This is a genomic window from Bradyrhizobium sp. LB13.1, from assembly GCF_054056815.1.
The window spans coordinates 5,000,733-5,026,343 of sequence record NZ_JBSRYQ010000001.1; the positions used below are offsets into that span (position 1 = coordinate 5,000,733).

Sequence of the window (25,611 nt, forward strand, 5' to 3'; positions counted from 1 at the left end):
GACGATCTACTCGTCCTCCTCGGGCTGCTCCTCGGGTGGCGCGAGGCCTTCGAGACCCTTCAGGAGCTCCTCTTCCGTCATGCGCTCGACCGCGACTTCGGTATCGTCCGCGTCTACGCTTGCACCGGCGGAACCGATCAGCGGCACAGTGTCCGGCTCCGGCTCGTCGACTTCGACGAACTTCTGCAGCGAGTGCACCAGCTCCTCGCGGAGGTCCTCCGGCGAGATGGTCGAGTCAGCAATTTCACGCAAAGACACAACAGGGTTCTTGTCGTTATCGCGGTCAACCGTTAGTTGTGAACCAGACGAAATCATGCGGGCCCGGTGGGCGGCCAGCAGGACCAGGTCAAACCGGTTGTCGACCTTGTCGATACAATCTTCTACGGTGACGCGAGCCATGGACTGTCGCTCCGTTGTGGGTGGGACGAAATATGTGGATGATTGGCGCTAGTTATAGGGGCCGGGACGGTTTCGCAAGGCCAATTTGTAATTTGGCCTCGCCAAACGGCTCTGCTACGCCCACATTGGGGCTGGGATGGGTGGTTTCCCGGGCTGCCATCGAGGGCGGCGCGGGGTGTATGCAAGTCCGCCATAACTATACCTTGATTGCCCCGGCTTCTCCGGATTTGCGGTTTCGACGGGTTTCGGCGGGACTTTAGAACTGCGCGGCTTGCTGTCGCCGCGCCAACAATAAACGATCAATCACGAACTCTACGCGAGCAAACTGAATGTCACCTTCCTCTACCGACAAGATCGCGCTCTTCATCGACGGAGCCAATCTCTACGCGACGGCGAAAACTCTCGGCTTCGATATCGATTACAAGCGCCTTCTGAAGGAATTTCAGAGCCGCGGGACACTGACGCGGGCATTCTACTACACCGCGATCATTGAGGATCAGGAATACTCCTCGATCCGCCCCCTGATCGACTGGCTGGACTACAACGGCTACACGGTCGTGACCAAAGCGACCAAGGAGTTCATCGACGCCTCCGGCCGCCGCAAGGTCAAGGGCAACATGGACATCGAGCTCGCCGTGGACGCCATGGAACTCGCCGAACACATCGACCAGATGGTGCTGTTCTCGGGTGACGGCGACTTCCGCTCCCTTGTCGAGGCCGTTCAGCGCCGCGGCGTGCGGGTCACCGTGATTTCCACGATCGCCAGCCAGCCGCCGATGATCGCCGACGAGCTGCGCCGCCAGGCCGACGTCTTCACCGACCTCGTCGAGCTGCAGGCCAAGCTCGGCCGCGACCCGTCCGAACGCCCCGCCCCGCGTGACCGCGGTGACCGCGAGCCGCGCCATCATGCCCCGCAATTCCTCCAGCGCGCGACGACGATGGCGCCGAGGGGCGATGACGACCTCGACGAGTGAGGCGGCGCGGCCAAGCCGCCCGCCCCTCACAGTCGTCCCCGACCGTGACTGTCCGCTCTGTCCGCGCCTGGTTGCCTTTCGCGAGGCCAACCGTGCGCGCGAGCCATTGTGGCACAATGCGCCGGTTGCGCCTTTCGGCGACATCAAGGCGCGCCTGCTGATCGTCGGCCTCGCGCCGGGGATGCAGGGGGCCAACCGCACCGGCCGTCCCTTCACCGGCGATTATGCCGGCGACCTGCTCTACGCCACGCTGCTCGAATACGGTTTCGCCAAGGGCAAATATCAGGCGCGTCCCGACGACGGCCTGAAGCTGGTCGACTGCCGGATCGCCAATGCGGTGCATTGCGTGCCGCCGCAGAACAAGCCGCTGCCGGTCGAGATCCACACCTGCCGCCAGTTTCTCTTGGCGAATCTCGCAACGATGCCGAACCTGCGCGCGATCATCGCCCTCGGACGCATTGCGCACGACACTGTGCTCAAGCCGCTGAACCTGAAGGCATCGCAAGCCCCCTTCGGCCACGGCGCGGTGCACCAGGCCGGCGCGTTCAGGCTCTACGACAGCTATCACTGCTCGCGCTACAACACGAACACCCGCGTGCTGACGCCAGACATGTTCCGCTCCGTGTTCGCGAAGGTGAAGGCGGATCTCGACTAGGTCTTGGCCGGATTGGCCTTCAACCAGTCCAGGACATCGCCGGCGTTCCGGTCGGGCGGGAACACCGGATAGAACACATGCGTGATCTCTGCGTCGTCGACGATCAACGCGAGGCGCTTGATCAGCGTGAGGCCTGCGACCTCCATGGTCGGCAAATTCAGGGCGCGCGTGAGCGCCAGCTTCTCGTCCGACAGCACCGGGAACGGCAGATGCAGCCGCGAGGTCATCTCGGTCTGGTACGCGTTGCTCTGGGTCGAGAGGCCGAACACCTGCGCGGCGCCGGCGGCCTTCAGTTCGGCGAACAGATCGCGAAACGCGCAAGTCTGCGGCGTGCAACCGCGGGCGCCGGGAATCATGTCCCAATCGTCGACGAGCGAGATTTTGCCGGGCTCGCCAGTGCGTGGATAGGCGAACACCACGGTGCGACCGGAGAGCGCCGACAGCGTCACCGAAGTGTCGTCGGTCGCGAGCAGGCTGATCGCGGGCAGCGTCATGCCTTTCAGATGCGCCGCGCCGCCGTCATCTGCGGGTGCGGGAATCCGGCTCCAGTCGACCTCAAGCAGGTTTTTCTGAGTCATCTCGCTAGCCCCTCGCGCGCAGCAGGCGGCCCTTCTCCCGGCTCCAATCGCGCTTCTTCTCGGTCTCGCGCTTGTCGTGCAGCTTCTTGCCCTTTGCAACCGCGAGCTGCAGTTTGGCGCGACCGCGCTCGTTGAAGTAAAGCTTGAGCGGGATCAGCGTCATGCCTTCGCGATCGACCGCGCCCATCAGCTTGTTGATTTGCTTGCGATGCAGCAGCAGTTTGCGCGGCCGCTTCGGCTCGTGATTGAAGCGGTTGCCCTGGAGATATTCCGGAATGGTGGCGTTGATCAGCCAGATCTCGCCGTCCCTGGAATCGGCGTAGGACTCCGCGATCGTGCTCTTGCCGCTGCGGATCGACTTGACCTCGGTGCCGGTCAGCGCAATGCCCGCCTCGACCGTATCCTCGATCGCATAGTTGAAGCGGGCCTTGCGATTCTCCGCCATGACCTTGATAGGACGTTCGTTCTTATCGGCCATGACAGACAGATCCGGTCGAGATGCGCGCGTAAGCTAACAGTTTGGATGAAGCGCGCGCGTCACTTCTTGAGGAGATCGCGGATCTCGGTCAAGAGCGCGACTTCCGCTGACGGCTTCGGCGGCTCCGCGGGCTTGGCCTCGTCCTTGCGCTTGAACTGGTTCATGGTGCGGATGACCATGAACAGCACGAAAGCGATGATGACAAAGTTCACGACCAAGGTGAGGAAGTTGCCATAGGCCAGTACCGCACCCTGCTTCTTGGCTTCGACAAGATTGGTCTGCGTGACCTGCTTGGAGAGTCCAACGAAGTAGTTGGAGAAATCCAGGCCGCCGGTGGCTGCACCGATGATCGGCATGATGATGTCGTTGACCATCGACGTCACGATGGCACCGAAGGCGGCGCCGATGATGACGGCAACGGCGAGATCGACGACGTTGCCCTTCATTGCGAATTCGCGGAATTCCTTCAGCATATCCGTCCCCTTCCTTCGATGTCACGCGCGGGACCAGCCAGTGCGGATTCCCAGATCTCAGTTGATCAGGCCAGCGTGCACCATAGCGCTGCGCACGGCAACGCGCGTCGGTTCGGTGACCGGAACCATCGGCAGCCGCAGCGTCTCGTCCAGCTTGCCGAGCAACGACAGCGCGTACTTGATCGGCGCCGGGTTGCTCTCGATGAACAGGTTGTTGTGCAGCGGCATCAGCTTGTCGTGCAGCTTCAGCGCAGTGGCATGATCGCCCTTGGCCCAGGCGGCCTGGAACTCCGAGCACAGGCGCGGCGCGACGTTCGAAGTCACCGAAATGCAGCCATGGCCGCCATGGGCCATGTAACCGAGGATGGTCGCATCCTCGCCGGAGAGCTGGTTGAATTCCTCGCCCATCGCCGCGCGTTGCTGCGAGACGCGGACCATGCTGGCAGTGGCGTCCTTGACGCCGGCGATGTTCTTCAGCTCCCACAGCCGCTTCATGGTGTCGACCGACATGTCGATCACCGAGCGCGGCGGAATGTTGTAGATGATGATCGGAATCCCGATCGCGTCGTTGATCGCCTTGAAGTGCTGGTACATGCCTTCCTGGGTCGGCTTGTTGTAGTAAGGCGTTACGACCAGCACCGCGTTCGCGCCCGCCTTCTCGGCGTGCTGGGCGAGCTCGATCGCCTCCTTGGTCGAGTTGGAGCCGGCCCCGGCGACGACGGGCACGCGGCCCTTCGCTTCCTCGATGCACCATTCGACGACCTTCTTGTGCTCGTCATGGCTCAGCGTCGGGCTCTCGCCGGTGGTGCCGACGGGGACCAGGCCGTTGGTGCCCTCTGAAATCTGCCAGTTGACCAGGGAGCGGAACGCCGACTCGTCCAGCGAGCCGTTCTTGAACGGCGTGACCAAGGCGGTGAACGAACCCCGGAATTTCGTCTTGGCTGCCATGGACTTCCTCCTCCGTACGGCGATCTCGAGAGCAAGCCGCATTCATATCGGGTCTATCCCGCCGGTAAAAGACCCGCCTCCGTGTGACGCACCGTTTAGGCCGCGATTTTGCCGCTGTGGTGGTGCAAACCCGGCAAAGGTAAGCGGCTGTTGGTATTTTGTCCGCATATTCAATCAAATACAGCCAAATCTTGTACAACTGGGTCTGAGCCAATTGACTGATTCGGGGGACGAAACGCCATGACCTCCTTTCCGCGTGCCACATGGCGATTGACCGGTCTGGCCGTGTGCCTGATGGCAGGGCTGTCGGTCGGCTGCGCCGCCTGGGCCAAGTCCAATGAGACGACCGCGGAAGGGACCAAGGATACCGCGAAGGACACCGCGAAACCAGCCGCCAGGACCACTGCAAAAGGATCGTCCAAGGGAACCGGCAAGGAAACTTCGAAGGACGCCGCCAAGGGCGCGAGCAAGGGTGCGACCAGCGCCCCCGCCAAGGATGCCGCGAAGAAGCCTGCCACGAATGCCAGCAAGGATGCTGGCAAGAACGCCGACAAGCAACCCGCGAAGGACAAGCCCAGGCCTGCGGCGGCCGCCGCGCCAAAATCAAGGCCGACCGCCAACGGTTCGCCCCCCAAACCCGCACCCGCGCCGTCCGTGACGGCCACCGTCAGACCGACCGCCCCGACCCCCGCCAAGCCCGTCCCGGCTCCGGTCCTGGCGCCAGCGACCCGCCAGCATGCCGCGCCGCGCAAGCCGGTCACGCCGGCCGCGGTTGCTGCGACCTCCTCGACGTCGCAAGCCGACAAGGACACGCTGGAGACCGTTATCGAGCTCGTGCGCAAGCGCAGGTCGGGCGACGCCACCAATGCCGCGGCCACGATGTCGGATCCCGTGGCGCGAAAACTCGCGGAATGGATCATCCTGCGCGGCGAGGATAATGGCGCCACCGTGGAGCGCTACCGCGCCTTCCTGTCCGCCAATCCGAGCTGGCCGTCGCAGACCTTCCTGCGCCGACGTCTGGAGGCCGCGATGTGGGACGACAGGCGCGACGATTCAGTCGCGTGGTCGTGGTTCGAGAATGAATCCCCCGTGTCCGCCAAGGGCCGCTTCACGCTCGCCAAGGCGATGCTGGCGCGCGGCGACCGCGCCAACGCCGAACGTCTGGTGCGCGAGGCCTGGCGCAGCGATGCGATGTCGGAAGACACCGAGAACAACGCGCTCGACCAGTTCGGTGCGCTGCTGACGCCCGGCGATCAGAAGGCGCGGATGGACACGCTGCTCTACGGCAGCGAGAACGAGGCCGCGCTGCGTGCTGCAAAGCGCCTCGGTGCCGGCTATGTCGCCCTCGCCAAAGCCCGCATCGCCTCCCTCAGGAAAGCGCCGAACGCACGCGCGCTGCTCGAGGCCGTGCCGCGCGAGCTGCATGGCGATCCCGGCTTCATCTTCAGCAAGATCCAGCTGCTGCGCCGCGAGGAGAAATTTGCAGAAGCCGCCCAGCTCATGCTGTCGGCACCGAAGGATCCGGGCCGGCTCTACAATCTCGACGAATGGTGGATCGAGCGGCGCCTGCTGGCGCGCAAGATGATCGACACCGAGGAATTCCGCACCGCCTATCTGATCGCGCGTGATGCGGCCCTGCCCTCGCGCGACATCTACAAGACCGAGCAGGAATTCACCGCCGGCTGGATCGCGCTGCGCTTCCTCAACGATCCCGCGGCGGCCACCCAGCATTTTGCCCGCATCGGGATCGGCAGCGTCAATCCGACCACGCTGGCGCGCGCCGGCTATTGGCAGGGCCGCGCCGCCGAAGCGGCAGGCCGCCAGCAGGAGGCGCGCAACGCCTACGCGCGGGCAGCCGAGCAATCTACCAGCTATTACGGCCAGCTCGCACGCGCCAAGCTCGGCCTGCCGCAGATCGAGCTCAACAGCCAGCCACGCGGCCGCGGCGCCGAACGGCTGGAGATCGTGCGCGCCGCGCAACTGCTCTACGAGCTCGATGAGCGGGAGATGGCGGTGCCTGTTCTCGCCGATATGGGCGAGAACGGCGATCCCGAAGCGCTTGCCGGCCTCGGCGAGCTCACCCAGCGCTACAGCGACGCGCGCGGCATGCTGCTGCTCGGCAAGGCCGCGCTCAATCGCGGGCTGCCGTTCGATTTCTATGCCTATCCCGTCAATGGCATTCCGCAGTTCACGCCGATCGGCCCCGAGGTCGAGCGCAGCATCGTCTACGCCATCGCGCGGCAGGAGAGCGCCTTCAACCCCTCAGTCGTCTCGCCGGCGCAGGCCTATGGGCTGATGCAGGTGACGCCGGACGCCGCGCGCTATGTCTGCAAACGGCACGGCGGGACCTACGATCTGGGGCGGCTGAAGAACGATTCGGTCTACAACGCCACACTCGGCTCGGCCGAGCTCGGCGGCCTGCTCGAGGATTATCGCGGCTCCTACATCATGACCTTTGCCGCCTACAATGCCGGCCGCGGCAGTGTGAAGAAGTGGATCAATCGCTACGGCGATCCGCGCGACCCGAAGGTCGACGCGGTCGACTGGGTCGAGCTGATCCCGTTCTCCGAGACGCGCAACTACGTGCAGCGGATCATGGAGAACCTTCAGGTCTACCGCGCCCGCTTCGGCGGCGGCACGCGCTTGCAGATCGAGGCCGATTTGCGTCGCGGCGCCGGCAGCGTGGAATAAAGGCCACCCTCTTTGCTCGCTGCCGGGAAGGCCCATTGAGGACGACGGCCCGGCGCGGGGGCGGCTCCTCGGTTTGGCGAACGGGTTGTCGAACTAATGGCGAAGGAACTTCCTGCAGCCTGACTAAGATCGAACCCCTGTCAGCCGATTTACGAGAGACGGGGCGCGAATATGCGACGGCAGAAAGAAATAATAAAATCAATGGCTTAACAGCATCGGCGGGACGGATTCGAATCATTGACAGGCTTCTCTCGAGCAAGCCGCCTCCCATTTGTAAGCAAATTCAACTATTTAGCCGGGTTCAACGAGACCGAAACCCTCCTTGCTACATCCGCAAAAGGTCCAGCGCCGTGTCCGTTGTCGCGACGTTATGTTCTCGCTCCGGGAGCAAACCGCTTCGTTTCGAAAATCGCTGGGAATATTCGAGCGAAAACACGCGCTTCCAAATTGACCGGCCCAAGTAATTAGATGCATAAGGCTCGCACCGGAGAGGTGGCCGAGTGGCTGAAGGCAACGCTTTGCTAAAGCGTCATACGGTCTCAAGCTGTATCGAGGGTTCGAATCCCTCCCTCTCCGCCATATCCTTCGTTGTCCAGCCCGGAGACATCGGTAACAGATTGTACCTAAGACATGGGTGACAACCTCGTGCCGAACGGGTTGTCGAGGGGTTGCAGGGTTTTCTGCTCCAGGTCGAAGTATCCCAAATCATAGTGCATGAAGCTGACGAGCCAAATGCCGTCGTCGACCTCCTTGATGCCGAGTTTCTGGCCGGCCAGCACGGTCGAGATGTTGATTCGCTTGCGATGCAGGCAGAGGCGCCCGCAAGCGGTCACGAGAATCTCGCGATCGTGGAACGGATAGATCAACTCGGGCAAGCCATCGTAACGGCGTGGTGAGGCGCGATAGAGTTCGGCGGGGCATTTCATCTGCAGCGCCTCATGCGGCCGTTCGGTATTGAACTCGCGGACGAAGGCGTCGAAGCGTTCCTGCTGCTGCAGGCTGTTGGCGCCCGGCGGACGGGTCGTCTCCTTCTTGAGGGTGAGATGCATGCGCTCATGGCGGCCGTTCTGCTGTGGATGGCCGGGCTTGATGCGTTCGATGACGATGCCGAGCCTCAGCCACCAGACCGCGAGCTTTGAGAGATTGAACAGGGCATTGGGACTGGCAAAGGGCACGCCGTTGTCGGAGCGGATGGCGAACGGCAAGCCGCGCTCGCGGAACAGCCGTTCAAAGGCGGTAATGGCAGGCTCTTCACGCGTGGAATCGAGCGCCTCGCACAACAGCAGGAAGCGCGAGGCATGATCGGTGACGGTCAGCGGGTAACAGTAGCGGCCATTGCCGAGCTTGAACTCGCCCTTGAAGTCGGCGCACCACAGATCATTGGGTCCCGTGCCCGCGGAGAGCGGCGTGCCGCGCGCGCGGTGGCGCGGCCCGCCGGCGCGCTTGACCAGGTCATGGCGGTCGAGGACCGCATGGATGGTACTCTTGGCCGGAACCCGGATATCGCCGTCCAGCCGTCGGACCAGCAGTTCCCGGATCTTGCGCGCGCCCCAGTGCGGCTTCTCGCCCTTGAGCCGGACAATCAGGCTCTCGATCTGCTCCGGCAGCTGGTTGGCGTAGCGCACCGGCCGCCGCGAGCGATCGCTCAGGGCCTCAAGACCGTGCTCCTTGTAGCGATCGAACATCTTGTAGCCGGTCTTGCGCGAGACGCCGAAATCCCGGCACACGTCCGTCATGGCCTCCCCGTCCAACAGGCGGGCGACAAAGCGCAGGCGTTCTTCCATGACCGAACTCGCTTTCCACGGCATCCACACCTCCCGCTTGCAAAAAAGCGAAAAGTGTAACCCATGTGTCCGGTACGAAATGCCACCTATGTCTCGGGCCGCTCACGTGTCCAGCCCGGAGACATCGGTAACAGGTCGTCCCTAAGACATGGGTGGCGGCCTTGAGCAATCGCTCGAGGCGGCCGGTGCGCTATGCCACCTATGTCTCGGGCCGCTCAATCAAAGATCCGTGCGTTCCATCATCTGAAAGCGATCGTTGAGACGGTGCGCAAGCCTGGCGCAAGGATCAGCGCCACGAGCTCAGCTCGATTCGCGCTCTCCTGATATAGGTGTGTCCGCATCCGGCGGATGGATCGCCAGATCGGCCCATGCGAGGGCCAATCGGCACCGCGGCCGTCCGAGTTCCAGATCGCCGTCGTCGGCCGCGATCTGAATCGGCAGCCATTGAGTAAGTCTCGGACCCACGCCGGGTCATTCCCGTCGGGGTCGCTCACGCCGCGCCCGGTTCAGATGGCGGCACGACGAACACATTTGACTCAGCGTAATCAGGCTCAGCTATGAAAACACCGCCCCGGATGTGATGCTGGGCTCCGTGGGCGGAGACCCACGCCCTCGCATCGCGCTGCGCGGCCGAGATCTCGGCATCCGACATCTGCCCGGCGATTTCCTGGCGCAGCGTCACGGCGTCCTTGCGGCCCTTCAGGGCGGCAAGATTGAACCATTTATGCGCGGCGACGAGATCGACGAGACCGGAGCGTCCGCTCGCCCAATAAATCCCGCGCTCGAACAGCACGTCCGACAGCGCGCCTGCGTCGATAGGTGTCGCGGTCTCCAGATCGAAAGTACCCTGAAACATAACGCATCCCCTTTTTTATGCCGTCTCGTCCCCCGAGCGCGGCTCCCGTCCGATCAACTGTTCAACTCATCCCCAGCGTCTTTTTGCCCAAGCCGTTTGCCGGCTTGTTGGAGGTAATGATGGCGGGCAAATTTGAATGGCAGTTTAAGTATCGCGATGAAGCAGACGTAAACGCGCCCGCCCGGGGCGCGCGCGATAAATGCAATAAGCCCCTGTTTTGCAGGCACTTCTGCAATTCGTCAGATTCGGTTTACCTTGGGATCTTGGGAGAACGATAACCATCGCGCACGGTGACGCGGGTCCTGTGGCGTCCCCGCCCGCTGTCGTCACCTGCATTCCAGAGACAGCAATTGTCCCACGGGAAGCCGCGGCGTACCGGATCGCCCGGGCGGGGACCGGCGAAGACACCGCGAATGGAGAAGCGGCGCGGGAACAGCGTGCACTTGCGCCGCAGCCCTCGCCTGCCCCGAGGCAGAGCGGCCAAGGCAGAGCAGCCACGTCAGCGCAGCCACGTCGCGGTCAGATCAGCAATGTCGGGATATGGGAATGCCGGCAATACCCCGGCCTCAAGAGAACGAGGGCGTCGGCGAACACGTCAGGACCAGATTTCACGTTGGCCCGAAGGCCGCCTGTGAAATTGCGGAGCTCCTTACGGAGAGCCGCACCGAACGAAGAAAACTTGTTTCTTCTGCCGGACCGGGCTTAGCGGGCGAACCCGCGAAGAGAACGATCCGACCGTTGACCTGATGTCTCGCCGACACCCTCTATCGTCGACCAGAACCTTTTGAGAGGCGCTGATGACGTGCCGGCTCTCTAGGAGCCGGCAACTTCAAAAAGCGAAGTTACTTCTTCTTCGCGACCTTGCGGGTCTTCTTCGCAGTCTTCTTCACTGCGGACTTCGCCTTCTTCGCCTTCTTCGCCTTCTTAGCTTTCTTGGCCATGTTGCCCTCCGATGTGTGAGATGGCTTAATCGCTGCATGCAGTCGGGGATCGAGTGCACACTCATCCCGAATACACCAACACAACGAAAAAAACAGCGTCTCGCTTAAAGAAGTGTTGACGAGCAGAGACGCGTGCGCTTGGCGAGCGCGATGCAAGCGCACTGCATGACGCGTGCTTGCGATCGCGGGGAGTGCCCGCAGCATCAGCTTCCGCGAGAGATGCAATTGCAGGAAACACTACGCAGCAAGTATTTTTCTGCACGCACACATCGCGCGCGATCGTCGCGACGACGCGCATCTCCAATCCCGCGACGGCCTCGCGAAGGCGCTTCGCGGACTCTGAGTCGCGACTTTTGGCAACGAAAATATTTTCATGATTAACGCCGCGAACGCTCGTCAGAGCGTGTGCAAGCCGCCGTTTTGCGCGAATCGCGTGCGGCGATTCGGTCGGCGTATCGCGGTCGATCAGGATGAAGTTTGCCGCCGAGGATGCGCGCGAGCATCGCATCGCGAACCGAAAGCGAGGTGACGACGCGTGTCCGTCACCTCGTTCGAACGCGCGAAGTCAGATGCCGAGCTTGGACTTGAGCAGGTCGTTGACGCTCTGCGGGTTGGCTTTGCCGCCGGACGCCTTCATCACCTGACCGACGAACCAGCCGAGCGACTGCGGCTTGTCCTTGACCTGCGCGGCTTTGTCGGGATTGGCCGCGATGATGTCGTCGACCACCTTTTCGATCGCCGAAAGATCGGTCACCTGCTTCATGCCGCGGCTTTCGACCAGCGCGCGGGGATCGCCGCCCTCCTGCCAGACGATCTCGAACAGATCCTTGGCGATCTTGCCGGAGATGGTGCCCTCGCCGATCAGGTCGATGATCGCAGCCAACTGCTCGGCGCCAACCGGAGTGCCCGTAATATCCCGGCCTTCCTTGTTGAGACGGCCGAACAGCTCGTTGATGACCCAGTTCGCGGCGACCTTGCCGTCACGCGCGCGGTTGGCGAGCTTGTCCAGCACGGTCTCGTAGAACACCGCGCTCTCGCGCTCGGCGACCAGCACGCTGGCGTCGTAGGCCGACAGGCCGAGATCCGCGACGAAGCGCGTCTTCTTCTGGTCCGGCAGCTCGGGCAGCTTCGCCTTCAGCCCGTCGACGAACTCTTGGCTGAACTCCAGCGGCAAAAGGTCGGGATCGGGGAAGTAGCGATAGTCGTGCGCCTCTTCCTTGGACCGCATCGACCGCGTCTCGCCCTTGTTGGGGTCGTAGAGCCGGGTCTCCTGGTCGATCGCGCCGCCGTCCTCGAGGATTTCGATCTGGCGCCGCGCCTCGTACTCGATCGCCTGGCCGATGAAGGTGATCGAGTTCATGTTCTTGATTTCGCAGCGGGTGCCGAGCGGCGCGCCCGGCTTGCGCACGGAGACGTTGACGTCGGCGCGCAAGCTTCCCTTCTCCATGTCGCCGTCGCAGGTGCCGAGATAGCGCAGGATCGAGCGCAGCTTGGTCACATAGGCCTTGGCCTGCTCGGCATCGCGGATGTCCGGTTTTGATACGATCTCCATCAGCGCGACGCCGGAACGGTTGAGGTCGACATAGGACAGGGTTGGCGACTGGTCGTGCAGCGACTTGCCGGCGTCCTGCTCCAGATGCAGTCGCTCGATGCCGATGGTTGCGGTCTTGCCGCCGTCCAGTTCGACAACGACCTCGCCCTCGCCGACGATCGGCGACTTGTACTGGCTGATCTGGTAGCCCTGCGGCGAGTCCGGATAGAAATAGTTCTTGCGGTCGAACACCGAGCGCAGATTGATCTGCGCATTGAGGCCGAGCCCGGTGATGACAGCCTGCCTGACGCATTCCTCGTTGATGACGGGCAGCATGCCCGGCATCGCGGCGTCGACCAGCGATACGTGACTGTTCGGCTCGCCGCCGAACGCGGTCGAGGCGCCCGAGAACAGTTTTGAGTTCGACGTCACCTGGGCATGGATCTCCAGGCCGATGACCATCTCCCAGTCGCCGGTGGCGCCTTTGAGAAGCTTGTGCGTGGCCGTGCTCATGTCTTGCTCCCGAGCAGCGTGGCAGCGATCCGCTCCCACTCCGCCTGCAATGAATCCTTCGCCACCGGCTGGCCGGCCTGGCGATACCAATAGCCGGCATTGCCGAGGTCGCCCTCGACCCGGTGCAGATAGGCGTGCACCCAGGCGGCTTCGCGGCTGCCCTCGTCCTGAACGATCTTGTGCGCCTGGTCCCAGTCGCCCTTGGCGGCCCACCACAGGCCGGCGAGCGGCGCGCTGAGATCCGGCGCCGGCGCGGCGCCGTCGAGGCTGGCGATATACGCCGCCATATTCACCACCATTTCGCCGGCGTGAAGCGGCCGGCCGCCTGCTCGATCACCTCGCCGAGCGAGAACAGCGTCTCCTCGTCGAAGGGCCGGCCGATCAGCTGCAGGCCGAGCGGCAGGCCCTGCGCGTCCTTGCCGGCGGGCACCGCGATGCCGGGCAACCCCGCCATGTTCACGGTCACCGTGAAGATATCGTTGAGGTACATCTCGACGGGGTCGGCCCCACCCTTCTCGCCAATGCCGAAGGCGGCGGACGGCGTCGCCGGCGTCAGGATCGCGTCGACGCCCTTGGCGAAGCAGTCCTCGAAATCCTTCTTGATCAGCGTACGCACCTTCTGGGCGCGCAAATAGTAGGCGTCGTAATAGCCGGCCGAGAGCACGTAGGTGCCGATCATGACGCGGCGCTTCACCTCCGCGCCAAAACCTTCAGCACGGGTGTTCTCGTAGAGCTCGTTGATATTCCTGCCCTGCTCGCGCAAACCGTAGCGCACGCCGTCGTAGCGCGCGAGGTTGGAGGACGCCTCCGCCGGCGCCACGATGTAATAGGCCGGCAGCGCGTACTTCGTATGCGGCAGCGATATCTCGACCAGTTCGGCGCCGGCCGCCTTCAGCCAGGCCGCGCCCGCTTCCCAAAGTTTTTCGATCTCGGCCGGCATGCCGTCGAGACGGTATTCCCTGGGAATGCCGATCTTCATGCCCTTCACGGACTTGCCGATCGCGGCCTCATAGTCCGGCACGGGGATATCGACCGAGGTCGTGTCCTTCGGATCGTGGCCGGCCATCGAGCGCAGCAGCATCGCGGCATCGCGCGTGCTGCGCGCGATCGGACCGGCCTGGTCGAGCGAGGAGGCAAAGGCGACGATGCCCCAGCGCGAGCAGCGGCCATAGGTCGGCTTGATGCCGACGGTCGCGGTGAACGCCGCCGGCTGACGGATCGAACCGCCGGTATCGGTCGCGGTCGCGCCCATGCAGAGCAGCGCGGCCACCGCAGAGGCCGAGCCGCCGGACGAGCCGCCCGGCACCAGCGTCGTGTTGCTTCCGTCGCGCCGCCAGGGATTGCCGACCGGGCCGAAGCACGAGGTCTCGTTCGACGAGCCCATCGCGAACTCGTCATTGTTGAGCTTGCCCAGCATCACCGCGCCGTCGCGCCAGAGCTGCGAGGTGATGGTGGACTCGTAGGTCGGCACGAAATTGCCGAGGATTTTTGAACACGCCGTGGTGCGCACGCCCTTGGTCGCGAACAGGTCCTTGATGCCGAGCGGAATGCCGGCGAGCGGCCCCGCATCGCCTTTCCCGATCCTGGCATCCGCCTCGCGCGCCATGGTCCGCGCCTGATCCGGCGTCTCCATGACGAAAGCATTGAGCACGCGCGCGGCTTCGATCGCGTTCAGATGCGCATCGGTCAGCTCGAGTGACGTGAAAGTCTTGGCCGCGAGGCCCTTGCGGGCTTCGGCAAGCGTCAGCGATGTCAAATCGGTCATTTATTGATCGGGCTGCAGAAGAACGGAGACAGGGACTTGTCGTTGGCCGGGTCGTCTTTCTTGGCGGCCGCTTTCGCAGCCGCCTCGATCTCGTCGAGCACGGCATTGACGGCGACGTTGGGGTCGGCAGCCTTGCCCTGCCTCTCCATCTTGTCGAGATAGTTCATGTAGGCCTGATAGGCCTTCTCGTCGTCGCAAAGCATGCACATCGGACAGCGTCCTGAGAATTACTCGACCACTTTGGGCACAAGAAAGAAGTGACCTTCGGTCGCCGGCGCATTGGCAACGATATCGTCGGCGATCTCGCCGTCGTTGACCACGTCTTGCCGCTTCTTCATCTGCATCGGCGTGACCGAAGTCATCGGCTCCACGCCCTCGACATTGACCTCCGAGAGCTGCTCGACAAAGGCGAGCATGGCGTTCAGCTCGCCCTGCAGATGCGGAACCTCGCCTTCGGAAACAGCAATGCGCGCCAGATGCGCGATGCGGCGGACGGTAGCGGCGTCGACGGACATAATATAAGGCCTCTCACGGCAAAACCTATGTGCCGTATAGCAGAGGCCGCTTTTGCGCCGCAACCGGCGCTGGGGACTAGCCGGCCAGCGCCTTCATCCGGGCAAGTGCCGATCTGGCGAGATCCCGGGTCAATTCGGCCGCCGGGACCTCGCGGCCCAAGGCAATGGCCTGGCCGGCCCAGAGATTGGTGAAATCCACCCTGCCCTGCTTCTCGGCAGCCGCCTTCAGCGGTCCGAGCGCCGTTGCGGCATGGGGAAATGGCGGCGCATCCGGCGAGATCGGGCCGGCCTCGCGCATCAGACGGTTCTGGACGCCGCGCGCCGGCCGCCCGGTCATGACATTGGTGATGACGGTGGAATCGTCCCGTCCTTCGGCGAGCGCCGCGCGGGCCGCCGCACTGACCTTGGATTCCGGACAACGCAGATAGGCGCTCCCGATCTGCACGCCGGCCGCGCCGAGCGCAAACGCCGCCGCGATACCGCGGCCATCCGCAATGCCGCCGGCCGCAATCACTGGCACCTTCACCGCGTCGACCACCTGCGGCACCAGTGCAAAGGTGCCGGGCTGTTCCGAGATCTTGTCGGTCAGGAACATGCCGCGATGGCCGCCAGCCTCCGCACCTTGTGCGATCACCGCGTCAGCGCCGTGCTGCTCGAGCCAGACCGCCTCCCTCACCGTGGTCGCCGAGGCGATGACGAGACATCCTGCCGCCTTGACCCGCTTGAGCAGCGCGTCCTCGGGCAGACCGAAATGGAAGCTGACGATCTCCGGCTTCAACTCCTCCACGACCTCGCAGAAGCCGGCGTCGAACGGTGCGCGGTTTGCGGCATTGATGGGTGCGGCGGGATCGAGGCCATGCTCGCTGTAGTAGCCCGCGAGGCGATGCTTCCAGCGCACCTCCGCCTCGGCCGTGAGCTCGACCGGTGTATGGCAGAAGAAGTTCATGTTCACCGGCGCGGAGACGCGTTGTCGGATGATATTGACCTGCTCGCGCGCCTTATCCGGCGACAGCATCGCGCTCGGCAGCGAGCCGAGCCCGCCGCCTTGCGCGACGGCGATCACCAGTTCCGCATCCATCACACCAGCCATCGGCGCCAGCACGATCGGAAATTCGGTCTTGAAGAGGTCGATCAATCGACGGTCAGGCCACATGGTTTTGCTCTCTCGTGGTTCAGGCAAGCGGTGCCATGGAATTACGCCGGCCGGTTAGCAGTTGCTCGGCCTCGGTCGCGATACGTTCGACGATCTCGGCGGCGGGCGGAATATCATGGATCAGGCCGACAGCCTCGCCGGCAAAGACCGCGGCGACCTCAAAATTGCCCGCGGCCCTGGCCGCAGCATACTCAACGGTCACCTCGGCCGCGCGCTGCATGAGCTCGATCTCGCGGCCGGTCCAGCGCCTGATATGATCGTTGACCAGCGTTCGCGCGGTGAACGGAGCCGGCCAGAACAGGCTGCGCGACCAGTCGACAATGACGCCGCGCACCGTGTCATTGGGATCAGCGTCGCGAATGCGCTGCTTCGCTTCCTCCGCGCCGTCGGCCTCCACGCTCGCATAGAAGCGCGTTCCGATCAGCACGCCGGAGGCGCCCAGCATCATCATCGCCGCGAGCCCGCGGCCATCGGCAATTCCGCCGGCGGCAACGACCGGCACGCGCCCGGCCGCGAGATCGACGATAACAGGCACGATGTCGACGGTGGTGCGCGATGCGCCATGGCCGCCGGCTTCGGTGCCCTGCGCGATCAGGATGTCCGCACCGGCGTCGAGCGCCTGCTTCGCCATTTCCTCGCTCTGCACCTGGCAGATCAAGCGCGCCCCGCACGCCTTGATGCGCGCCGCAAATGGCGCGGGGTCGCCGAACGATAGCATGATCGCCTGCGGTTTGGCATCCAGCGCAATGTCGAGAAGTTCAGGTTGTTTTGCGAGGCTCCAGGTGATGAAGCCGATGCCGAATGGCGCAAACCCGCTCAATCTCTTTGCCTCGGCCTCGAGCCGGGCCCGGTCGCCATAGCCGCCACCCAAAATCCCGAAACCGCCGGCTTCGCTGACGGCCCGCGTCAGCCGGCTGCCCGCGATCGTATCCATCGGCGCCAACAGGATCGGATGCGTGATTCCCAGCAGCTGGGTCAGCGATGTCACGATCGGCATGGTCTCCCTCCCGGCTGGACACGGACACTAGGCTTGAATAACATTCTGGAAAAATGATTTCCAATGAACGCTGTCATCTCAAAAGCGAAACGATGCGATGGAACTCAGCGACATCCAGACCTTTGCGGCGGTTGCCCGCACCGGCGGCATCACCCGCGCCGCGGAAGAGCTCAACACCGTGCAGTCCAACGTCACCCAGCGTGTGAAGGCGCTGGAAGCCGAGATCGGCACACCGCTATTCGAACGGCACAGCCGCGGCATGACGCTGACGAGCGCGGGCAAGCGCCTTTTGCCTTACGCACAGCGGATGGCCGCATTATCACGCGAAGCTGTGCTTGCCGCCCGCGACGACGGCGAGCCGAAGGGACCGCTTGCGATCGGCTCGATGGAAACCACCGCGGCGGTGCGGCTGCCGCCATTGCTCGCGGACTTTCATCGCCGCTTTCCTGCCGTCCGGCTGAGCCTGCGTACCGCGCCCACCGCCGACCTCGTCGCGAGCGTGCTCGAAGGCACGCTCGACGGCGCCTTCGTCGCGGGTCCGATTGCGCATGCCGATCTCACCGCGACAAGCGCGTTCCGCGAAGAGCTGGTGTTGGTCAGTGCGCGACGCTGGGCTACGCTCGCCGAGCTACGCGCCGGCACGCCGGAGTCCGGCCCGACTGCGCTGGTGTTCCGCACCGGCTGCACCTACCGGCAGCGGCTCGAACAGATTTTTGTCGAGTTCGGCTGGCCGTCAGCCGCACGCTTCGAGCTCGGCACGCTCGACGGCATGATCGGCTGTGTCGCCGCCGACATGGGCGTGACGCTGCTGCCGCGTGCCGTCGTCGAACGCAGCGCGATCAACGGCAGCGTGACGATCCACGCGCTCGGCGCCTCGCATGCGCGCGTCGAGACCCTCTTCATCCAGCGCCGCGCCGGGCATCAAACCAGCGCGCTGAACGGGTTTTCCGCCGCCTGCCTGAAGAAAAACGACGAAATCATCGCGGCCTGAGACGCCATCGCCGCAGCGCCACGACGGTCCAGATCGCCTCGACGACGCCGAACGGCCAGGCCCCTTGCAGGAAGCCGTAAGTCGAACCGAGCACGCAGGACATCGCGAACAGCAGCACGAACCAGTGGCCGCGGTCTTCCAGGGCGTAAGTGACCAGCATCGCCGTCACGGCGAACAGGCCAAATAGTGTCAGCGCATCCATTGTTTCGGGTTCACTCCATAGCGCGACGCGTGATATGCGCTAATCCCATGCCGGCTCTTATCCTGCCTCTCGTCGATGCTGCAACCCACTGGCCCGAACGCGGCGGGTTGGTCGGGCTCGATCTGGGTACCAAGACCATCGGCGTTGCCGTCTCCAATCCGGACCGCCGGTTAGCTACCGGCGTCGAGACCATCCAGCGCAAGGCCTTCAAACAGGATGCCGCCCGGCTGCTCGCGATTGCCGGTGAACGCAAGGCCGTCGGCTTCGTGCTCGGCCTGCCCATCAACATGGACGGCAGCGAGGGCCCGCGCGCGCAATCGACCCGGGCGTTTGCCCGCAACCTCGCCGGCCTGACCGCGCTGCCCATCGGCCTCTGGGACGAGCGTCTGTCGACCGCTGCGGTCGAACGCGAACTGATCGGCATGGACGTCAGCCGCGCCAAGCGCGCCGAGGTGATCGACGAACACGCCGCGATCTTCATCCTGCAAGGCGCGCTCGACCGGCTCGCCAATCTGCGCGCAGCGCCGGGGCCTGACTGATCCATGGCCGTCGTGATCGCGGCGCTCCTCCCGGTCTTTATCCTCATCGTGCTCGGCGTCGTGCTGAAGCGCACCCTGATGCGGCTCGACACGCAATGGCACGGGCTGGAGCGGCTGACCTATTTCGTCCTGTTTCCGATGCTGCTGATCCAGACTCTGGTGAAGGCCGACCTGTCCAGGGTCCCGGTCGCCGGCGTCGGCGGCGCGCTGCTGCTGTCGGCGCTCGCGATGTCGCTGCTCTGCCTCGCGCTCCGCCCGGCTCTCGCGCGGCTCGACATCGACGGTCCCGCCTTCACCTCGATCTTCCAGGGCGCCACCCGCTGGCAGACTTATGTCGCACTCTCCGTCTCCGCCAACATGTTCGGCGATGTCGGGCTGGCCCTCGCCTCGGTCGCTATGGTCGCGATCATCCCGCTGGTCAACGTGTTCAGCGTCGCTGTGCTGGCCCATTACGCCGCGCCGGAAAAGCAGTCTGCCCGCGCGATCGTAATGACGCTGGTCCGCAATCCCCTGATCTGGGCCTGCGTGATCGGCCTCGTCATCAACGTTGGCCATCTGCCGCTGCCAAAAATCTGGCACGAGGTCGCGGATGCGCTCGGCCGCTCCTCGCTCGCCATCGGCCTGCTCGTCACCGGTGCCGGCCTGCAGCTCAAAGGCCTGCTCCGCCCGAGCGTGGGCGCGACGATCGGCGTAACGTTCAAGCTGGTGCTGATGCCCGTGCTCGCGCTGGCGCTTGCCGTCTGGTTCGGGCTAGCAGGCACCAACCTCGCGATCATCGCGATCTGCGCGGCGGTGCCAACCTCGCCCAGCGCCTACGTGCTGGCCCGCCAGATGGGCGGCGACGCGCCATTGCTGGCGCAGATCATCACGCTGCAAACGATCCTGGCGGCGATCACCATGCCGATCGCGATCGCGCTGGTGGCCTAGCTCCCGAGCCACATCGTCAGCACCACCGCCGTCAAATTGTTTAGCGCATGCAGCACGATCGTGAGCCAGAGCGAGCTGCTGCGGTAGCGCATGTAGCCGAACCACAGGCCGATGGAGAAGACCTCGGCGAGGAAGTACATGTCGTATTGCAGATGCACCGCCGTCCACACCAGCGACGACAGGACGATCGCGCCGGGCACGCGCAGGAAGCTCGCCGACCAGCCACGGTAGAGGAACCCGCGCGCCAAAACCTCCTCGGACATCGGCGCTGCCACGCTGAAGGCGAATAGCAGGAAGAAGGCTGCGCCCTTGTCGCGGCCGGATTTCAGCAGATCGGTCATGAAGCCCGGCGTCGCCTCGCGGCCGAGGCTCCGCGACATCGTCTCCCAGGCCACCACGATCAGGACAAGCCCGACGGCGCCGAACAGGAGTTGCTTCCAGGACGGCCAATGCAGCGCGAGATAATCGGCGAAAGCGGCCTTCTTGATGCGGATGGCCAGCCACACCGCGGCCAGCGTCGCCGGCAGGCCCATGGTCACCGACAGCGCAAGCGCCTGCGGCTCGCGGCCGACGAGCTGAAGCGAGGCGAGGTCCATCGGCAGGCCACGCTGCACCACCAGCAGAACGATGGCGCCGATCTGCCCGACGAACATCGCGACGAAGATGAGCAGGCCCCACAGCGCCGTGCCCCAAAACTTCCAGACGCGCGGCGTCGCAAGGGTCACGGTAAGCGGCGGATAGTCGGGATTGAGGGAGTCCATTAGGGGCTTTCGTTAGAAGCAGAAGCGACGCCGTCCTTCGGACGGATGTGCCCGGCCATGACGATGTGGTTCCAGCATGCCCCGTTCAAGGCAGCGCCCGCTCCAGCAGTGCACGCACCTCGCCGCTCTCCAGCTCCACCGCGCCATACATGCTGGCGTGGTTAGCCGCGAGCCGAGTGACGGCGAACAGCTCGGCATGGCGGGGCGACACAGCGTTGAGCGCGGCGGCTGCGGCAAGTAGGGCCAGCTTCTCGACCGCAAGCCGCGCGACGCGCTCGCCGTCCGCCCGGCGGAAGCTCTCGCCGATGAAAGTGATCGCCTCGCCTGCTCCGGACAAGCCCTTCGTCTCAGCCGCAAGTCCTTGCAGCACCGCCATCGCCGCATCCGCCTCGCGCGAGAGCGCGCGCAGCACGTCGAGGCACATCACATTGCCCGAGCCTTCCCAGATCGCGTTGACCGGCGACTCCCGGTAGTGACGTGCCAGAATGCCGTCCTCGACATAGCCATTGCCGCCGAGGCACTCCATCGCCTCGTAGAGAAACGCCGGCGCGCTCTTGCAGGTCCAGTATTTGATCGCGGGCGTGAGCAGCCGCATATAGGCGGCGTCCGCCGCATCGTGCGGCGTGCGGTCGAAGGCGCGGCAGAGCCGCATAATCAGCGCGACGCTCGCCTCGACATGCAGCGCCATGTCCGACAGCACCGCCTGCATCAAGGGCTGATCGGCAAGATGCTTCTGGAACACACTGCGGTGACGGGTGTGATGCAGCGCGTGCGCGAGCCCCGAGCGCATCAGGCCGACGGAGGCGATTGCGCAATCCTGGCGCGTGAGCTGCACCATCTGGATGATGGTGCGGATGCCCTTGCCCTCCTCGCCGACGGCTTCCGCATAGGCGCCGACGAACTCGACCTCGGACGAGGCATTGGAGCGGTTGCCGAGCTTGTCCTTCAGACGCTGGAACTGGATCGCGTTGACCGAGCCATCAGGTGCAAACCGGGGCATGAAGAAGCAGGTCAGCCCCTGCTCCGCCTGCGCCAGCACCAGGAACGCATCGCACATCGGCGCCGACATGAACCATTTGTGGCCGGTGATGCGATAGGCATCCCCATCGCGCACCGCCCGCGTCATGTTGGCGCGCACGTCGGTGCCGCCCTGCTTCTCGGTCATTCCCATGCCGAGCGTGATGCCGCGCTTGTCCCACCACGGCGCGAAGGCGGGATCATAGCTCTTCGTCGACAGCACCGGCATCACCTTGCCGAGCAGATCCGGCTGCATCACCAGCGCCGCGACGGAGGCGCGCGTCATCGTGATCGGACAAAGATGCCCTGTCTCGACTTGCGCGGCGATGTAGAATTTTGCCGCACGAATGACCTCGGCGGCATCGCCCGTAGGCTTTCCATCCGTCGTCCACGTCGAATTGTGCAGGCCGGCATGCGCGCTGTGCGCCATCAGCTCGTGATAGGCGGGATGAAACTCGACCTCGTCGCGGCGGTTGCCCTTGGAATCGAAGGTCCGCAGCTTCGGCGTGTTCTCGTTCGCGACGCGCCCGCGGTCCGCCATCGCGGCCGAGCCCCAATGCCTCCCGAACTCCGACAGCGCCCGTTCCGCCGCCGCGCCGCCATTGGCCTTCACCGCCTCGACTAGCGGCCGATCCATGGCGAACAGGTCGACGTCCTCGAGCGGCGGCGACTGGTTGAAGACCTCGTGAGTCGCGAAGCTGGGCTGGGTCATCTTGTTTCTCGGCGCGGGATCAGTTCCGCCGCGGCGGAATCGGGAAATCATAGGCCGCCCCGCCCGCTCTCGGCAGGGAAAAATGCCACCACTCCTTCGAATAGTTCACAAAGCCTTGCTTCGCCATCGCAGCCACCAGCCGCCTGCGCCAGGCGCGCTGGTCCGGATCGATCGACGGTGCGGCGGTATGCCCTTTCACGTCGGTGCAGTCATAGCCCGTGCCCATGTCGACGCTGCCTTCCGGCAGCCGCGCCTCGACCGGCGCAGTGCAATCGGCGTAGCTTTTTGACGGGTCGTATCTGCCCGAATTGTCGGCTTTGAGATCGACCAGGGTGAGATCGAGCGCCGCGCCGGTGGAATGCTGCGAGCGGCTCGCGATGTAGCCGAGGCGGAACAGCTCCGTCTTGGGAATTTTGGGATTGTAGCGCAGCTCGGCGGCGGTCTCGTGGCCGTTCTGCGACCACCTGACCATGTCGAGCGAGGCCCGCGCCGGCCGGTAGCAGTCGAACATCTTCAGCGAGAGATTTTGCCCCGCCAGTTCCTGCTGAACCGCCTTCAGCCGCAGCCCCACCTCACGCTTCACGACGCATTCACCGGCGCCATAGCCGGCCAGCGGACGGCCGACGAAATTGTTCGAGGTGGCGTAGCGGATGTCCTGGACGATGCTGGCGTCGATGTCGCGCAAATAGACGAAACCGCCGGGAAGCGATTGGGCGTAGGCGGATGAGATTGAGGCGACCGTTAAAAGTACAATCAAAATCAGGCTAGCGGAGCGCATTGAAACTTCCCTCGTTCCGGGTTCGATGCTTCGCATCGCCCCGGAATGCCAGCAAGACAGATCAGGGGATAACTCACCGGTTCGGCTTTGGCCCTTGCCCCCTCAGCCATCCCCGCCTATAGCTCTCGTTTTAATGACATCGAAATCGACCTTCGTCCTCGGCCACCGGCATTTGCTGGGCATCGAGGGCCTTTCCGCGGCCGACATCACCGGCCTCCTCGACCTGTCCGAAGAATATGTCGAGGTCAACCGCCAGGTTGACAAGAAGCGCACCGTCCTGCGTGGACGGACGCAGGTGAACCTCTTCTTCGAAGCTTCCACCCGGACCCAATCCTCGTTCGAGCTCGCCGGCAAACGGCTGGGCGCCGACGTCATGAATATGTCGGTGTCCTCTTCGTCCATGAAAAAGGGCGAGACGCTGATCGACACCGCGGTGACGCTGAACGCCATGCACCCGGATATCCTGGTGGTCCGGCATCACGCCTCCGGCGCGGTGGAACTGCTGGCCCGCAAGGTCGACGGTTCCGTGGTCAATGCCGGCGACGGCGCCCATGAGCATCCGACGCAAGCGCTGCTGGATGGCCTCACCATCCGCCGCAACAAGGGCCGCATCGAGGGCCTCGTCGTCGCGATCTGCGGCGACGTGCTGCATTCGCGCGTCGCCCGCTCCAACATCATCCTGCTCAACACCATGGGCGCGCGTGTCCGTGTCGTCGGCCCCTCGACGCTGCTGCCGCCGGGGCTCGAACGGATGGGGGTTGAGGTTGCGCGCGACATGCGCGAGGGGCTCAACGGCGCGGACATCGTCATGATGCTGCGGCTGCAGCGCGAGCGCATGAACGGCTCCTTCGTGCCTTCCTCCTCCGAATACTTCCATTATTTCGGGCTGGACCAGAAGAAGCTGGCCTACGCAAAACCCGATGCGCTGGTGATGCATCCCGGCCCCATGAACCGCGGCGTCGAGATCGACACGGCGGTCGCCGACGGCGCACAGTCCCTGATCCGCGAACAGGTGGAGATGGGGGTCGCCGTGCGCATGGCCGTGCTGGAAGCGCTCGCCCGTAACCTTCCGAACGCGTGATGCCCATGTTGATCGATCGACGACCCATTCTGCTTGCCAATGCCCGCGTCGTCGATCCCTCCAGGGATTTTGACGGCATCGGCGACGTCCTGATCGCCGACGGCACCATCCGCGAGACCCGCCGCGGCATTGGAGCTGCCGGCGTCCCCGAAGGCACCGACATCGTCAACTGCTCCGGCAAGATCGTGGCACCCGGTCTGATCGACATGCGCGCCTTTGTCGGCGAACCCGGCTTCAGCCATCGCGAGACGTTTGCTTCGGCGAGCCAGGCGGCGGCGACCGGGGGCGTCACCACCATCATCTGCCAGCCCGAGACCGAGCCTGTCATCGACAATTCAGCGACCGTCGACTTCGTGATGCGACGCGCCCGCGACACCGCAATCGTCAACATCCTGCCGATGGCGGCGCTCACCAAGGGCATGCACGGCGAGGAGATGACCGAGTTCGGTCTCCTGAAGGCCGCAGGAGCGGTCGCCTTCAGCGACAGTGACAGGAGCGTCACCAACTCGCAGGTGATGCGCTGGGCGCTGACCTACGCGCGCGATTTCGACGCGCTGATCGTGCATTATACCGAAGACCCCAAGCTGGTCGGCGAAGGCGTGATGAACGAGGGCGAGTTCGCCACGAGGCTCGGCCTGATGGGCATCCCAAACGCGGCGGAGGCCGTGATGCTGGAACGCGACATGCGCCTCGTCGCGCTTACCGGCGGTCGCTATCACGCGGCTTCGCTGTCCTGTACGGATTCGCTCGACGTCCTGAAACGCGCCCGCGATACCGGGCTCCCCGTCACCGCGTCGGTCTCGATCAACCACCTCGCGCTGAACGAGAACGACATCGGGCCCTACCGGACATTCCTGAAGCTGTCGCCCCCGCTGCGCACGGAGGACGACCGCCGCGCGCTGGTCGCAGCCGTCGCCTCCGGTCTTCTCGACGTCATCATGTCCGACCACAATCCGCAGGACGTCGAGGGCAAGCGCCTGCCGTTCGCGGAAGCCGCTCCCGGTGCCGTTGGGCTCGAGACCATGCTGCCCGCGGGCCTGCGGCTCGTGCATAATGGCGAGCTGGAATTGAAGACGCTGATCCGGGCGATGTCGACCCGACCGGCCGAGATCCTGAGCTTGCCTGGCGGAACCCTGCGCACAGGTGCCCCGGCCGACGTCATCGTGATCGACCCCGATGTCCCCTGGGTGGTCGATCCCGCCGACCTCAAATCGCCCTGCAAGAACACGCCGTTCGACGAGGCCCGCTTTACAGGCCGCGTGGTGCGCACCATTGTCGGCGGACGGACGGTGTACGAGCATGTCTGACGTGCGGAGCTGCAGCCATGGGATCTTCAGACATGGGATTTTCAG

At 64.4% G+C, this 25,611-nt stretch carries 26 protein-coding genes, 1 tRNA gene and 1 pseudogene; 9 read left to right on the forward strand and 19 right to left on the reverse strand.

The genetic code is table 11. The features are described 5' to 3' along the window. Positions 1-6: 6 nt before the first annotated feature. On the reverse strand, positions 7-399 hold the full coding sequence (rpoZ, locus tag ACVWYI_RS23910; protein WP_024512695.1) for a DNA-directed RNA polymerase subunit omega: 393 nt from the start codon (positions 397-399) through the stop codon (positions 7-9). Between the two features lie 329 nt (positions 400-728). Between rpoZ and ACVWYI_RS23915 the strand changes: the two genes are divergently transcribed. Together ACVWYI_RS23915 and ACVWYI_RS23920 are read left to right on the forward strand one after the other, a co-directional pair. Then, positions 729-1,373, forward strand: a complete 645-nt coding sequence (locus ACVWYI_RS23915; RefSeq protein WP_354051643.1) for a LabA-like NYN domain-containing protein — start codon at positions 729-731, stop codon at positions 1,371-1,373. After that, entirely contained in the window at positions 1,354-2,028 is a 675-nt protein-coding gene (locus ACVWYI_RS23920; protein ID WP_247340599.1) for a uracil-DNA glycosylase, read from the forward strand. The genes ACVWYI_RS23915 and ACVWYI_RS23920 overlap by 20 nt, the downstream gene beginning before the upstream one ends. On the opposite strand, the gene ACVWYI_RS23925 is transcribed toward ACVWYI_RS23920, so the two are convergent. The 4 genes from ACVWYI_RS23925 to dapA are packed head-to-tail and all read right to left on the reverse strand — an operon-like array spanning position 2,025 to position 4,505. Then, entirely contained in the window at positions 2,025-2,606 is a 582-nt protein-coding gene (locus tag ACVWYI_RS23925; RefSeq protein ID WP_354104935.1) for a peroxiredoxin, read from the reverse strand. The two genes, ACVWYI_RS23920 and ACVWYI_RS23925, sit on opposite strands and share 4 nt — an antisense overlap. Before the next feature lie 4 nt (positions 2,607-2,610). Next, on the reverse strand, positions 2,611-3,084 hold the full coding sequence (gene smpB / locus ACVWYI_RS23930; protein ID WP_247340603.1) for an SsrA-binding protein SmpB: 474 nt from the start codon (positions 3,082-3,084) through the stop codon (positions 2,611-2,613). Positions 3,085-3,143: 59 nt separating this feature from the next. Beyond that, positions 3,144-3,557: a large conductance mechanosensitive channel protein MscL gene (gene mscL / locus ACVWYI_RS23935; protein WP_247340604.1), complete on the reverse strand. Its 414-nt coding sequence runs from the start codon at positions 3,555-3,557 to the stop codon at positions 3,144-3,146. 57 nt (positions 3,558-3,614) lie between these two features. Next, the gene (dapA, locus tag ACVWYI_RS23940; protein ID WP_247340605.1) at positions 3,615-4,505 is read right to left on the reverse strand and encodes a 4-hydroxy-tetrahydrodipicolinate synthase; all 891 of its coding nucleotides are present in this window, start codon (positions 4,503-4,505) and stop codon (positions 3,615-3,617) included. A gap of 240 nt (positions 4,506-4,745) precedes the next feature. Between dapA and ACVWYI_RS23945 the strand changes: the two genes are divergently transcribed. Together ACVWYI_RS23945 and ACVWYI_RS23950 are read left to right on the forward strand one after the other, a co-directional pair. Continuing rightward, a complete protein-coding gene (locus ACVWYI_RS23945) occupies positions 4,746-7,196 on the forward strand; it encodes a transglycosylase SLT domain-containing protein (RefSeq protein WP_456663364.1) in 2,451 nt (816 codons plus the stop codon). Between the two features lie 486 nt (positions 7,197-7,682). Beyond that, positions 7,683-7,775: transfer RNA gene (locus ACVWYI_RS23950), tRNA-Ser, on the forward strand. Between the two features lie 44 nt (positions 7,776-7,819). On the opposite strand, the gene ACVWYI_RS23955 is transcribed toward ACVWYI_RS23950, so the two are convergent. The 10 genes and pseudogenes from ACVWYI_RS23955 to ACVWYI_RS24000 all read right to left on the reverse strand — a co-directional run bounded on the left by ACVWYI_RS23955 (position 7,820) and on the right by ACVWYI_RS24000 (position 17,251). Further along, on the reverse strand, positions 7,820-9,004 hold the full coding sequence (locus ACVWYI_RS23955) for an integrase core domain-containing protein (RefSeq protein ID WP_456660981.1): 1,185 nt from the start codon (positions 9,002-9,004) through the stop codon (positions 7,820-7,822). 568 nt (positions 9,005-9,572) lie between these two features. Continuing rightward, positions 9,573-9,836: pseudogene (locus tag ACVWYI_RS23960) on the reverse strand (hypothetical protein); the annotation flags it as partial. A 1,002-nt stretch (positions 9,837-10,838) separates the two neighbouring features. Beyond that, entirely contained in the window at positions 10,839-11,285 is a 447-nt protein-coding gene (locus ACVWYI_RS23965) for a hypothetical protein (RefSeq protein ID WP_456663365.1), read from the reverse strand. Between the two features lie 57 nt (positions 11,286-11,342). Next, complete coding sequence (gene gatB / locus ACVWYI_RS23970) at positions 11,343-12,821, reverse strand: Asp-tRNA(Asn)/Glu-tRNA(Gln) amidotransferase subunit GatB (RefSeq protein ID WP_456663366.1); 1,479 nt, start codon at positions 12,819-12,821, stop codon at positions 11,343-11,345. Then, a complete protein-coding gene (locus ACVWYI_RS23975) occupies positions 12,818-13,120 on the reverse strand; it encodes a hypothetical protein (protein ID WP_247340609.1) in 303 nt (100 codons plus the stop codon). Before ACVWYI_RS23975 ends, gatB begins: the two co-directional genes overlap by 4 nt. Beyond that, entirely contained in the window at positions 13,111-14,586 is a 1,476-nt protein-coding gene (gatA, locus tag ACVWYI_RS23980) for an Asp-tRNA(Asn)/Glu-tRNA(Gln) amidotransferase subunit GatA (protein ID WP_247444297.1), read from the reverse strand. The genes ACVWYI_RS23975 and gatA overlap by 10 nt, the downstream gene beginning before the upstream one ends. Beyond that, a complete protein-coding gene (locus ACVWYI_RS23985; RefSeq protein ID WP_007611210.1) occupies positions 14,583-14,795 on the reverse strand; it encodes a hypothetical protein in 213 nt (70 codons plus the stop codon). The genes gatA and ACVWYI_RS23985 overlap by 4 nt, the downstream gene beginning before the upstream one ends. Before the next feature lie 18 nt (positions 14,796-14,813). After that, positions 14,814-15,101 (reverse strand): Asp-tRNA(Asn)/Glu-tRNA(Gln) amidotransferase subunit GatC, encoded by a 288-nt coding sequence (gene gatC / locus ACVWYI_RS23990; RefSeq protein WP_007611211.1) that lies wholly within the window; start codon positions 15,099-15,101, stop codon positions 14,814-14,816. A 76-nt stretch (positions 15,102-15,177) separates the two neighbouring features. Next, positions 15,178-16,254 (reverse strand): NAD(P)H-dependent flavin oxidoreductase, encoded by a 1,077-nt coding sequence (locus ACVWYI_RS23995; protein WP_456663367.1) that lies wholly within the window; start codon positions 16,252-16,254, stop codon positions 15,178-15,180. 19 nt (positions 16,255-16,273) lie between these two features. Next, entirely contained in the window at positions 16,274-17,251 is a 978-nt protein-coding gene (locus tag ACVWYI_RS24000; protein ID WP_456663368.1) for an NAD(P)H-dependent flavin oxidoreductase, read from the reverse strand. Between the two features lie 97 nt (positions 17,252-17,348). Here ACVWYI_RS24000 and ACVWYI_RS24005 point away from each other — a divergent pair, with 97 nt between their 5' ends. Next, complete coding sequence (locus ACVWYI_RS24005) at positions 17,349-18,242, forward strand: LysR substrate-binding domain-containing protein (protein WP_456663369.1); 894 nt, start codon at positions 17,349-17,351, stop codon at positions 18,240-18,242. On the opposite strand, the gene ACVWYI_RS24010 is transcribed toward ACVWYI_RS24005, so the two are convergent. After that, positions 18,229-18,444, reverse strand: a complete 216-nt coding sequence (locus tag ACVWYI_RS24010; RefSeq protein ID WP_456663370.1) for a hypothetical protein — start codon at positions 18,442-18,444, stop codon at positions 18,229-18,231. The two genes, ACVWYI_RS24005 and ACVWYI_RS24010, sit on opposite strands and share 14 nt — an antisense overlap. Before the next feature lie 47 nt (positions 18,445-18,491). Between ACVWYI_RS24010 and ruvX the strand changes: the two genes are divergently transcribed. Both ruvX and ACVWYI_RS24020 read left to right on the forward strand, forming a co-directional pair. Next, a complete protein-coding gene (gene ruvX / locus ACVWYI_RS24015) occupies positions 18,492-18,983 on the forward strand; it encodes a Holliday junction resolvase RuvX (RefSeq protein WP_247340622.1) in 492 nt (163 codons plus the stop codon). Positions 18,984-18,986: 3 nt separating this feature from the next. Continuing rightward, entirely contained in the window at positions 18,987-19,910 is a 924-nt protein-coding gene (locus ACVWYI_RS24020) for an AEC family transporter (RefSeq protein WP_456663371.1), read from the forward strand. Here ACVWYI_RS24020 and ACVWYI_RS24025 read toward each other — a convergent pair. From ACVWYI_RS24025 to ACVWYI_RS24035, 3 genes are all read right to left on the reverse strand, one after another. Then, positions 19,907-20,671 carry a CPBP family intramembrane glutamic endopeptidase gene (locus ACVWYI_RS24025; protein WP_456663372.1) on the reverse strand — a complete coding sequence of 255 codons (765 nt, stop codon included), beginning with the start codon at positions 20,669-20,671 and terminating at the stop codon, positions 19,907-19,909. The two genes, ACVWYI_RS24020 and ACVWYI_RS24025, sit on opposite strands and share 4 nt — an antisense overlap. An 85-nt stretch (positions 20,672-20,756) precedes the next feature. Continuing rightward, on the reverse strand, positions 20,757-22,400 hold the full coding sequence (locus ACVWYI_RS24030) for an acyl-CoA dehydrogenase family protein (protein WP_456663373.1): 1,644 nt from the start codon (positions 22,398-22,400) through the stop codon (positions 20,757-20,759). Between the two features lie 19 nt (positions 22,401-22,419). Beyond that, complete coding sequence (locus ACVWYI_RS24035) at positions 22,420-23,178, reverse strand: M15 family metallopeptidase (RefSeq protein ID WP_456663374.1); 759 nt, start codon at positions 23,176-23,178, stop codon at positions 22,420-22,422. A gap of 133 nt (positions 23,179-23,311) precedes the next feature. On the opposite strand from ACVWYI_RS24035, the gene ACVWYI_RS24040 reads away from it, so the two are divergent. Then, on the forward strand, positions 23,312-24,259 hold the full coding sequence (locus ACVWYI_RS24040; RefSeq protein WP_247340632.1) for an aspartate carbamoyltransferase catalytic subunit: 948 nt from the start codon (positions 23,312-23,314) through the stop codon (positions 24,257-24,259). A 5-nt stretch (positions 24,260-24,264) separates the two neighbouring features. Continuing rightward, positions 24,265-25,566, forward strand: a complete 1,302-nt coding sequence (locus ACVWYI_RS24045) for a dihydroorotase (RefSeq protein ID WP_456663375.1) — start codon at positions 24,265-24,267, stop codon at positions 25,564-25,566. The last annotated feature ends 45 nt before the right edge of the window (positions 25,567-25,611 follow it).

Bases quoted from the DNA above. Each gene is read 5' to 3' on its own strand.
- rpoZ (WP_024512695.1), bottom strand. From the start codon at position 399: ATGGCTCGCGTCACCGTAGAAGATTGTATCGACAAGGTCGACAACCGG.
- ACVWYI_RS23915 (WP_354051643.1), top strand. From the start codon at position 729: ATGTCACCTTCCTCTACCGACAAGATCGCGCTCTTCATCGACGGAGCC.
- ACVWYI_RS23920 (WP_247340599.1), top strand. From the start codon at position 1,354: ATGACGACCTCGACGAGTGAGGCGGCGCGGCCAAGCCGCCCGCCCCTC.
- ACVWYI_RS23925 (WP_354104935.1), bottom strand. From the start codon at position 2,606: ATGACTCAGAAAAACCTGCTTGAGGTCGACTGGAGCCGGATTCCCGCA.
- smpB (WP_247340603.1), bottom strand. From the start codon at position 3,084: ATGGCCGATAAGAACGAACGTCCTATCAAGGTCATGGCGGAGAATCGC.
- mscL (WP_247340604.1), bottom strand. From the start codon at position 3,557: ATGCTGAAGGAATTCCGCGAATTCGCAATGAAGGGCAACGTCGTCGAT.
- dapA (WP_247340605.1), bottom strand. From the start codon at position 4,505: ATGGCAGCCAAGACGAAATTCCGGGGTTCGTTCACCGCCTTGGTCACG.
- ACVWYI_RS23945 (WP_456663364.1), top strand. From the start codon at position 4,746: ATGACCTCCTTTCCGCGTGCCACATGGCGATTGACCGGTCTGGCCGTG.
- ACVWYI_RS23955 (WP_456660981.1), bottom strand. From the start codon at position 9,004: ATGCCGTGGAAAGCGAGTTCGGTCATGGAAGAACGCCTGCGCTTTGTC.
- ACVWYI_RS23965 (WP_456663365.1), bottom strand. From the start codon at position 11,285: ATGCGATGCTCGCGCGCATCCTCGGCGGCAAACTTCATCCTGATCGAC.
- gatB (WP_456663366.1), bottom strand. From the start codon at position 12,821: ATGAGCACGGCCACGCACAAGCTTCTCAAAGGCGCCACCGGCGACTGG.
- ACVWYI_RS23975 (WP_247340609.1), bottom strand. From the start codon at position 13,120: ATGGTGGTGAATATGGCGGCGTATATCGCCAGCCTCGACGGCGCCGCG.
- gatA (WP_247444297.1), bottom strand. From the start codon at position 14,586: ATGACCGATTTGACATCGCTGACGCTTGCCGAAGCCCGCAAGGGCCTC.
- ACVWYI_RS23985 (WP_007611210.1), bottom strand. From the start codon at position 14,795: ATGTGCATGCTTTGCGACGACGAGAAGGCCTATCAGGCCTACATGAAC.
- gatC (WP_007611211.1), bottom strand. From the start codon at position 15,101: ATGTCCGTCGACGCCGCTACCGTCCGCCGCATCGCGCATCTGGCGCGC.
- ACVWYI_RS23995 (WP_456663367.1), bottom strand. From the start codon at position 16,254: ATGTGGCCTGACCGTCGATTGATCGACCTCTTCAAGACCGAATTTCCG.
- ACVWYI_RS24000 (WP_456663368.1), bottom strand. From the start codon at position 17,251: ATGCCGATCGTGACATCGCTGACCCAGCTGCTGGGAATCACGCATCCG.
- ACVWYI_RS24005 (WP_456663369.1), top strand. From the start codon at position 17,349: ATGGAACTCAGCGACATCCAGACCTTTGCGGCGGTTGCCCGCACCGGC.
- ACVWYI_RS24010 (WP_456663370.1), bottom strand. From the start codon at position 18,444: ATGGATGCGCTGACACTATTTGGCCTGTTCGCCGTGACGGCGATGCTG.
- ruvX (WP_247340622.1), top strand. From the start codon at position 18,492: ATGCCGGCTCTTATCCTGCCTCTCGTCGATGCTGCAACCCACTGGCCC.
- ACVWYI_RS24020 (WP_456663371.1), top strand. From the start codon at position 18,987: ATGGCCGTCGTGATCGCGGCGCTCCTCCCGGTCTTTATCCTCATCGTG.
- ACVWYI_RS24025 (WP_456663372.1), bottom strand. From the start codon at position 20,671: ATGGACTCCCTCAATCCCGACTATCCGCCGCTTACCGTGACCCTTGCG.
- ACVWYI_RS24030 (WP_456663373.1), bottom strand. From the start codon at position 22,400: ATGACCCAGCCCAGCTTCGCGACTCACGAGGTCTTCAACCAGTCGCCG.
- ACVWYI_RS24035 (WP_456663374.1), bottom strand. From the start codon at position 23,178: ATGCGCTCCGCTAGCCTGATTTTGATTGTACTTTTAACGGTCGCCTCA.
- ACVWYI_RS24040 (WP_247340632.1), top strand. From the start codon at position 23,312: ATGACATCGAAATCGACCTTCGTCCTCGGCCACCGGCATTTGCTGGGC.
- ACVWYI_RS24045 (WP_456663375.1), top strand. From the start codon at position 24,265: ATGTTGATCGATCGACGACCCATTCTGCTTGCCAATGCCCGCGTCGTC.